General features: G+C 63.9%; 6 protein-coding genes. 1 reads left to right on the top strand and 5 read right to left on the bottom strand.

The window, feature by feature from the left end:
• From MOV61_RS25900 to MOV61_RS25890, 3 genes are all read right to left on the bottom strand, one after another.
• Positions 1-1,027, bottom strand: a 1,027-nt coding sequence (locus MOV61_RS25900) for an AsmA family protein (protein ID WP_247138636.1), incomplete at its 3' end; no start/stop codon positions are given.
• Positions 1,028-1,103: 76 nt separating this feature from the next.
• Positions 1,104-2,519, bottom strand: a complete 1,416-nt coding sequence (locus MOV61_RS25895; RefSeq protein ID WP_247138635.1) for an FAD-binding oxidoreductase — start codon at positions 2,517-2,519, stop codon at positions 1,104-1,106.
• Positions 2,520-3,272: 753 nt separating this feature from the next.
• The gene (locus tag MOV61_RS25890) at positions 3,273-3,512 is read right to left on the bottom strand and encodes a hypothetical protein (RefSeq protein WP_247138634.1); all 240 of its coding nucleotides are present in this window, start codon (positions 3,510-3,512) and stop codon (positions 3,273-3,275) included.
• 287 nt (positions 3,513-3,799) lie between these two features.
• Here MOV61_RS25890 and MOV61_RS25885 point away from each other — a divergent pair, with 287 nt between their 5' ends.
• The gene (locus tag MOV61_RS25885; RefSeq protein WP_247138633.1) at positions 3,800-4,636 is read left to right on the top strand and encodes an NAD(P)-dependent oxidoreductase; all 837 of its coding nucleotides are present in this window, start codon (positions 3,800-3,802) and stop codon (positions 4,634-4,636) included.
• Positions 4,637-4,748: 112 nt separating this feature from the next.
• Here MOV61_RS25885 and MOV61_RS25880 read toward each other — a convergent pair whose 3' ends face one another.
• Positions 4,749-7,949 (bottom strand): efflux RND transporter permease subunit, encoded by a 3,201-nt coding sequence (locus tag MOV61_RS25880; protein WP_247138637.1) that lies wholly within the window; start codon positions 7,947-7,949, stop codon positions 4,749-4,751.
• A gap of 2 nt (positions 7,950-7,951) precedes the next feature.
• Positions 7,952-8,906: efflux RND transporter periplasmic adaptor subunit (locus tag MOV61_RS25875; RefSeq protein ID WP_247138632.1), on the bottom strand; the 955-nt coding region annotated here is incomplete at its 5' end.

Raw genomic sequence — 8,906 nt, 5'->3', positions numbered from 1 at the left:
TGTTGATGCGCCGCTGCGCCGAGGCGGCGGCATCGCGACCGGTCTTGGCCCGCGCGCCGTCGCCCAACCGGTTGACGTCGATCTGCTGGCCATCGGCCGTCAGCAGGAATTCAGGCTTGTTGCCGGTATCGAGCGTCGCCTCACCGGTCACCACGTATGGATTGTCGCTCGCCCCGACTTCCAGCCGGTATTGCGGAATACGGATGCGCTCATTGGTGACCTCGAAACCGCCCTTCAGGCGCGGTCCGGGCGGTGGCGGCGTCACCGGTTCGGTCTCGTCCTCCTCCTGCAGGAAATCGAGCGTGAAGTTGCCATTATAGGCAGGCCTGTTGTCGGCAACGGTAAGCTCGCCGTCGAGATTGATCTCAACGGGCTGCGCATCCGGCCAGAGCCTGAGACGCAGCGGCATACGCTTGCCCTCGGCATCCGCCGTGCCGCTCGCCAGGTTGAACCGGGTCTCGTAACCGTCGAGCGTCGCATTGCCTTCACCGCGCCAGGGGCCGCGCAGCGAACCTGCGGAAAAGTCGCCGGCAAAACCGGTGATCTGCCGTGACTGGCCGGACTGTTCATCGATCAGGTCGATCTCGCCGCCGGTGACATGCACGTCCTCGATGACGACGGTATGAGCCGGGATCGCGGCGCGGCTGCCGCGCATCCAGTCGAGCGTGCCGTCCTTCAGCAGCCGGACCCGCGCCTTCGGCTGCTCGATGCGCATGTCGAAGATGCGCGCCTCGCCCGAGAGGAAGGGCGCAAGCTCCATATCCATCGAGAATTGCGCGATCTGCACCAAAGGCTGGCCATCCGTATCGGCCCCCACCCTTACGTCGTGCAGAGTGACTGAGGGAAACGGCAGTATACGCGCATCGACATTGCCGTGGACGGTGACCTTCTTGCCGAGGATGCGGCTTGCCTGTTCCTCGAAGCTGACCCGCAGGCTCGCCCAGTCGACGAACAACGGAGCAAGCAGCGCCGTAAACAGCGCCACCACCACCAATCCGCCGAATGCCAACAGGATGCGTCCGAGCACGGTATCCGTCTCCCTGATCTTGCTTAAGAGACTAGTTCCATTGGGTTCGCAGGCAAGTCAAGCTTGCGGGAGCATCTCATTCGGCATTCCTGAAGATCTTGCCGGGATTGAAGATATTCTTGGGATCGAGCCCCTGTTTGATGGTCCGCATCAGTTGGACGGCGCCGCCCAGTTCCTCTTCCAGGAACGACATCTTGCCCTGGCCGATGCCATGCTCGCCGGTGCAGGTTCCGTCCATCGCAAGTGCCCGGTGGTTGAGACGGCCGATGAACGCCTCGACCTTTTCGACCGAGGCAGGATCCTTGCCGTCGAACAGCACCAGGACGTGGAAATTGCCGTCGCCCGCATGGCCGACGATCGGCGCCAGCAATCCCTGCTCGGCAATATCGGCCTGGGTTTCAGCGACGCATTCGGCAAGCCGCGAGATCGGCACGCAGACATCGGTCGACAGGCCGTCGAGTTCGGGCGCCAGTGCCCGGCTCGCCCAATAGGCATTGTGCCGCGCATGCCAGAGCTTTGCCCGCTCCTCGGCATTGGCGGTCCATAGAAATTCGTCGCCGCCGCACTCGGTGGCGATCTCGGCAAACTGCGCCGACTGCAGCGCCACCGTTTCCTCGGTGCCGTGGAATTCCAGGAACAGCGTCGGCTTTTCCGGATAAGAGAGTTTCGAATAGGCATTGCAGGCCCGCATCTGCACGTCGTCCAGCAGTTCGATGCGGGCGACTGGAATGCCCATCTGGATGGTCATGATCACGGCGTCACAGGCAGCCTTGACGCTCGGAAAGGCGCAGACGCCGCCGCCGATCTTTTCCGGAATGCCCTGCAGCCTCAACGTCACCGAGGTGATGACGCCGAGCGTTCCTTCCGAGCCGACGAAGAGACGGGTCAGGTCGTAGCCGGCCGAGGATTTCCGGGCCCGCTGCGCGGTGCGGATTTCCTCGCCGTCTGCGGTGACGACGGTGAGCGACAGGACATTGTCCTTCATCGTGCCGTAGCGCACCGCATTGGTGCCGGAGGCGCGGGTGGCGGCCATGCCGCCGATCGAGGCATTGGCGCCGGGATCGATCGGGAAGAACAGGCCGGTGTCGCGAAGCTCACGGTTCAGTTCCTCGCGTGTGATGCCGGGCTCGACGGTTACGTCGAGATCGGCCGGGCTGACCCGAAGCACCTTGTTCATGCGGCTGAAATCGATCGAGATACCGCCCGACGGCGCATTCACCTGGCCTTCGAGCGAGGAACCGACGCCGAAGGGCACGACCGGTACCCGATGTTCGGCACAGGCCCTGACAACGGCTTTGACGTCATCGGCGCTTTCGGCGAAGACGACGCCATCCGGAAGCTGGGCCGGCAGATAGGTCGTCGTATGGGCGTGCTGCTCGCGAAACGACTGGCCGGTCTGAAAACGCTCCCCGAAGGATTGCTTGAGGATGCCGAGGACCGTCGAGATGCCCTCTTCGTTGCGAAGGCCCGCCTTCACGTCCTTGATCGCCATGGCCATTCTCCTCCTTGTCTTTTCAAGGGATTGGTTAGGCGACGGGTCGGGTTTTGTCCAGACGGAACAGCGGTGGGCCGATCGGGCGGAATCCGGCCTTGGCGATTTCGTTTTTTTGAGTCGGACGGGGCGCTGAAAGCTGCCTTGTAAGATAAGTAATAAGTGACACCTCTCAGCGCCCCGTTCGGCGGTTAATATCCGCGACTTCGGTCCCTCTGCGATGACGGGGTTTGTGGGAACGGTTGCGTGCCCCTCCGAAAGAGGGCGTCATGCACGCTCGCAGACCAGGATGCCGCAGGCCATGACTGCCGCCCGGCATGGTCTTCCACCTGCGCCGCGCAATCCGGGTTTTCTGAAAAACCCTCGGACGCCGCACGGCGCAGCCCCGATCACCCTGTGTGCCTCACAGGCACGCCCGGCGCACCATGACGGAAAACGAAACGAGAAGTCGGTCCGACAGCTTCTCATCCGTCCCGCGTCGCCGGAGGGAGACCATTTTCCGTGGACCCCGAATGGAAGGACTTACGTCGTTTCCTCCCACCCGGCGCCGGTCCCGCCTCGCCAGCACGCCTGCCGGTGTATCCGCGACGGAACGGGGGGATTTTAGGCACGGGCTGGGAGGACGGGGATGAGAGAGGTGGAAAATTAAACTAAGTCGTTGAGCCGACAGGCGGGTGAAGCTTGGGACATCCCCGCGACGGCGCTGCCAACGAACTCGAAATAGGATGCCGGACGCGAAACCTGATGCCGAACCTAGCCCGCTATGGCTACGCTCAGCCGCTGCTGTACCTGATCGACATTGCCGCGGACATAGACGGCCGTGGGCTTGCCGCCGGTGCTGGCGAGCGCAAGAGCAACGATGGTGACTTCCTCTTCGAAGGTCGTGACGTAAAGCACCTGGGCGGGATTGATGTATACGGACTGGTTATGGGTATTCTTGAAGCCGATCAGCGCCATACGTCTCTCCTTCTGCTGCGTGGCGGGATATGCCATGCCATGCACAAGGTTGCCGCAAGTTTAACAGGCCCGGCTCGTGACCGTTGTGACCACAAGAAGTCTCGAAACCGACCACCGCAGCGAGATGTCGGCGATGAGCCTCCCGTGCCGGTAAGTCCTTGCGCCCCGGCAGGGTGAGTTTCCGGGAGCCGGACGCGAATCGCCGGCAGGGCCTCCGCGCCACGGACAGGTCTTTTTGTCCCGGCGCAAAATAGTTTACCTGCAAGTCGCCGATCGATGCTCTAAATCAGGTTCTGCCTTTATCAAATTTCAGGAGATCAGCGATGGCGACAATTGCAATCATCGGCGCGGGCGCAATGGGGAGCGGGATCGGCCGGCAGTTGGCGGAGGGCGGCGCGAGCGTGCTGACCTATCTGGAAGGCCGCTCACCCGGGACCCGCAAGCGGGCCAGGGCCGCCGGAATGGAACCCGCCTCGCTTGAAGACATCATCGGGGCGGAGATCGTTCTGTCGATCGTTCCGCCCGCCGAGGCGATCGGCGTTGCCGAACGTCTGTCCGCAGCGATCGGAGAGCGCCCAAGCCCGGTGACATTCGTCGACTGCAACGCGATCTCGCCAAAGACGATGAATGCGGTCGCAGCCGCTTTCAGGCCCGGCCAGGCGAACGTCCTGGACGGCTCGATCATCGGCCTGCCGCCGCAGCCGGGAAAGGCTGGACCAAAACTCTACATCAGTGGCGACGGGGCGGACAAAAGCGCCGTTCTCGCCGCGCACGGGCTTCACGTCCGCCGGATCGAAGGGGCTGTCGGAGCAGCCTCGGCGTTGAAGATGTGTTATGCCGGCATCAACAAGGGCATGACCGGGCTTGGCACCGCCATGCTTCTCGCAGCTATCGGATCGGGTGCAGACCAGAGCCTCAAGCGGGAGATGGCCGAAAGCGCGCCCGATCTCGACCGGAAACTCACAAGCGCCATTCCCGACATGTATGCAAAAGCCTATCGTTGGGTGGCGGAGATGGAGGAGATCGCCGCATTCCTCGGCGAAGACGATCCGGCCTCGCAGATTTTCAGGGGAATGGCGGGATTGTTCCAGAAGATGGCCGAGGACCGCGCCGGTGGCGGCGAGCTTGCCGGTCAGCTCAACGCCTTGCTGGGCCGGTAGATCGCAAAAAACCTCGACATTATCTCTTCTGTCCCCGGATCAGGTCCGAGGACAGGAAGGATGGGAGGAAACGAAGTACCCGCGCTCTCGAACGGGATCGTCACTCGGCCCGTTACTCGGCAGCGAGCAGCCGTTCCTTGCCGTCCTCTTCCTCGTTGTCCTGCTTTTCCGGCTTGCGGCGGGTGGCATGCGCCAGTTCCTGATGGAACCGTGCTTCCTCGTGCACATGCGGCTTGGCGAAGCCTGCGATCAGAAGATAGGCAACCGGGGTGATGAAGAGCGTCACGATGACCGCAAAACCGAGGCCGCCGACGATCACCCAGCCAAGAGCGATACGGGCTTCCGCGCCGGCGCCTTGAGCTAGCAGCAGCGGCACGCCGCCGATGACGGTGGCGATCATCGTCATCATCACCGGGCGCAGGCGAAGGGCGCAGGCCGTTTCGATTGCCTCGCGCACGCTTGACCCGCGGTCGCGGAGCTGGTTGGCGAACTCGACGATCAGGATGCCGTTCTTCGCCATCACGCCGACGAGCAGCACGAGGCCGATCTGGCTGTAGACGTTGAGGCTCGATCCGGTCAGCACCAGTGCGATCGCGGCGCAGGCAAGCCCCAGCGGCACGGTCGACATGATGATGATCGACGACAAGACGCTTTCGAACTGCGCCGCCAGAACCAGGAAGATGATCGCGATCGCAAAGCCGAAGGTCATCAGCATGGCGTTGGAGTTTTCGCCAAGCGTCTTGGCCTCCGCCATCGGCACCAGGCGGACACCGGCCGGCAGCAGCGGCTGGGCGATCGCCGTGACTTCCTTGACCGCATCGCCGAGCGCCACGCCGTCGCGCAGGTTCGACGAGATGGAGACCGACGCGAGCTGCTGTTCGCGGTTGAGCTGCGGCGCAACCGCGCCTTCCTTCAGGGTCGCGATCGTCGACATCGGCACGATCTTGCCGTCGCCGGTCTTCAGGAAGATGTTTTCAAGATCGGTCGGATCGTCGATCGGCCTTGTGGTCGAGGTGAGCTTGACGGGCAGCGCATCGCCGTTGACGAAGACGTCGACGACGGAACGGCCCTCGAGCAGCGACTGCATGGCAGTCGACAGGCCGGTAATGTCGATGCCGAGGTCGGAGGCCCGCTCGCGGTCGATCGCCACCGAAAGCTGCGCCTGGGTCGGCTCGTTGGTGAGGCGCGGCGTATCGAAGAACCGGCCGCCTTCGCTTTCCATATGCGAGACGAGTTTCAGGGCGGTCGAGGTCAGGAGGTCGTAGTCGTTGCCGACCAGCGCCATCTGCAGCCCGTTGCCGGCGCCCCGGATCTTCAGGCTGTTCGCCTGCATGGTGAAGCCGCGCAGCGCCGGAACCCTGAGCGCTGCAGCATTGACGTCGGCAGCGATCTGGTCCTGGCTGCGGGTGCGCTCGTCCCAGGGCGCCAGCGTCAGAACCATGAAGCCGCTATTGGTGTTGCTGCCGAACCCCGAGATCGAGAAGACATTGGTGATCTCGCCGGAATCGCGCAGCGACTTCAGGTTCTCCTCGACACGCTGCATCTGATCGCGCGTATAATCGAGGCTGACGCCCTGCGGCGTCGTCAGGCGCAGCATGATCGTGGCGCGGTCTTCCCGCGGCGTCAGCTCGCTCTTGACGAGGCCGAAGACGTTGTAGGCGGCGACCGAGAAGACCACCGAGACGACGATGACGACAAGCGGCGCGTTGAGGCAGAACCGCAGCGAGGACGCATAGACGCTGGCAAACACGTTGCCGAAAGCGCCGAGCAGGCCGTGGTCTTCCTTCATCGGCTTGGTCAGCATGCGCGACGCAAGCATTGGGCAGAGCGTCAGGGCGGTCACCGACGACAGCGCCACCGAAAAGGCGAGAACGAAGCCGAATTCCTTGAACAGGCCGCCGATCTGGCCGGGCAGGAAGGACAGCGGAATGAAGACGGCCGCGAGCGTCGCGGTCGTCGCGATGACGGCGAAAAACACTTCCTGGGTGCCGAGCACGGCGGCGGCGCGCGGTCCCATGCCTTCCGCCCGTCGTCGGACGATGTTTTCGAGCACGACGATCGCGTCGTCGACCACCAGACCGGTCGCCAGGACGATGGCGAGCAGCGTCAGGATGTTGATCGAGAAGCCGACGAGATAGATCGCCACCAGCGTGCCGATCAGCGCCACGGGCATGGTGATCGCCGGGATCAGCGTGGCGCGCCAGTCGCGCAGGAACAGGAAGATGACCACGACGACGACCGCCGCCGAGAGCATCAATGCGGTCTCGACTTCGTGCAGCGCGCCCTGGATGAAGATCGCGTCGTCGCCGGTAACCGCGATGCGGGTGCCTTCCGGCAAGGTCTTCTGCATCTCCGCGACGGCGGCCTTGACGCCTTCGGAAATGTTAAGCGTGTTGGACTGCGCCTGGCGGATGATGCCGAGGCCGACGCCCTGCACGCCGTTGGCGCGCAGCACGGTCGTGCCGTCGTCCGGGCCGAGCGCCACGGTCGCCACGTCGCGGATGCGGACATTCGGTCCGATCAGCACGTTTTCGAAATCCTGCGGCTTGGTGAGGCTGGCGGTGGCGCGGACGACGATGTCCTGCGTCGTGCTCTTCAGCGAACCGGCCGGAACGTCGAGAGCGGCGCTCGACAGCGCCTTGGAAACGTCGGCAACGGTCAAGCCGCGACCGGCCAACGCAGCCTGGTTGATGTCGACGCGGAATACCTTGTCTTGGTCGCCGTAAAGTTCGACGTCCGCCACACCTTCCACGGCGGCGAGGCGGTCGACGACCGCGTTTTTGACCAGCTGGGTCAGGTTTTCCATCGACATCTTCGAGGATGTCACCGCCAGGCGCATGATGGCGTCGGAATCGGCGTCAGCCTTGACGATGCGGGGCTCGTCGGCATCTTCCGGCAATTTGTTGATGACCCGGCCGACGGCATCGCGCACATCGTTGGCGGCTTCCGACAGGTTGATTCTATCGGAAAATTCCATCGTCACGCGGCTGGAACCGAACTGCGATTGCGATGACAGCGCCTTCAGGCCGGACACGCGGGCGACCGCGCCTTCGATGACCTGGGTGACTTCCTGGTCCATCGTCTGCGGCGAGGCGCCGTCGTAATTGGTGCGTACCGTGATGACCGGCTGGTCGACGTCGGGAAGTTCACGCACTTCGACGCCGGCAAGCGCCGCAAGACCCGCGACGACGAGCAGCGTGTTCAGGACGGCGGCAAGAACGGGCCGGCGGACGAAGAGAGCGGTGAAGCTCTGGCTGGATTTCTCCGCATCGCCCTTCCCCTCGTCGTCGTGGCCATGCCCCGGAAGCTCCATCTTCATTGGCGCGCCACCTCAGCGGTTTCCGGCGCGCCGAAAACCCGGACCGACGCCCCCTCCCTCACCCGTTGCAGACCTTCGGTCACTATCCTGTCGCCCTCTTGGAGCTCGGCGCCCACGAGCACCGCATCGGGATTGCGCTGAACGACGCGCACCCGGGTCTTGACCGATTTATTGTCCTTGACCTGCCAGACATAGGAACCCTCGCCGTCCCACTGGACGGCGAGCGGATCGACCGCCGGGTAGCTTTCGCCGGCAAAGCGCATGCCGACATTGAAGGCCATGCCGGCGCGCAGAACATCGCCCGGATTTTCGACACGGGCGCGGATGCGCATCGTGCGGCTTGCCGCGTCGATACGGTTGTCGATCGCCTCGACCTTGCCGGAGAAGACCTGGCCCGGACGGGCGATCGAGCTCGCGTCGACTGCCTGGCCCGGCTCGATGGCGACGGCGAAACGCTCCGGCGCCCAGAAATCGACCAAAATAGCCGTGCGGTCGTCGATCGTCACCACATTGGTCTGGGTGGTGACGTTGTCGCCGATATTGACCGCGACGATGCCCGCGATGCCCGCGATCGGCGCGACGATATCGCGGCGCTTCAAGTTGAGTTCGGCCGTGGCGAGCGCAAGCTTGGCAGCCTGTTCGGCGATCTGGGCATTGAGCACGTCGAGGCGCGAGAACGACTGGAGGTTCTTGTAGGAAGCGGATTTTTCCTGGGCGCTCTGCAGCGCGACCTGCGCCTTTTCGCGCTCGATCGTCTGTTCTTCGTCGTCGAGGCGGGCGAGCACCTGGCCCTTGGTGACCTTCTGGCCGGAAACGACCCTGATCTCGTTGATCGTGCCGGAAGACTGCGGCATGACGACGACGGACTGGATCGCCTCGCCGCTGCCGATCGCCGTGAGGCGGTCGTTGACGGTGCCGATCGCCACCGGCTGGGCGACGACGAGCGTGGCG

Source organism: Neorhizobium sp. BETTINA12A (assembly GCF_023006485.1).
Classification (GTDB): domain Bacteria; phylum Pseudomonadota; class Alphaproteobacteria; order Rhizobiales; family Rhizobiaceae; genus Neorhizobium.
This window is presented reverse-complemented; position numbering and strand designations above follow the sequence as displayed.

Excerpts from the sequence above, each read along its gene's own strand:
- MOV61_RS25895 (WP_247138635.1), bottom strand. The coding sequence starts at position 2,519 with ATGGCGATCAAGGACGTGAAGGCGGGCCTTCGCAACGAAGAGGGCATC.
- MOV61_RS25890 (WP_247138634.1), bottom strand. The coding sequence starts at position 3,512 with ATGGCATATCCCGCCACGCAGCAGAAGGAGAGACGTATGGCGCTGATC.
- MOV61_RS25885 (WP_247138633.1), top strand. The coding sequence starts at position 3,800 with ATGGCGACAATTGCAATCATCGGCGCGGGCGCAATGGGGAGCGGGATC.
- MOV61_RS25880 (WP_247138637.1), bottom strand. The coding sequence starts at position 7,949 with ATGGAGCTTCCGGGGCATGGCCACGACGACGAGGGGAAGGGCGATGCG.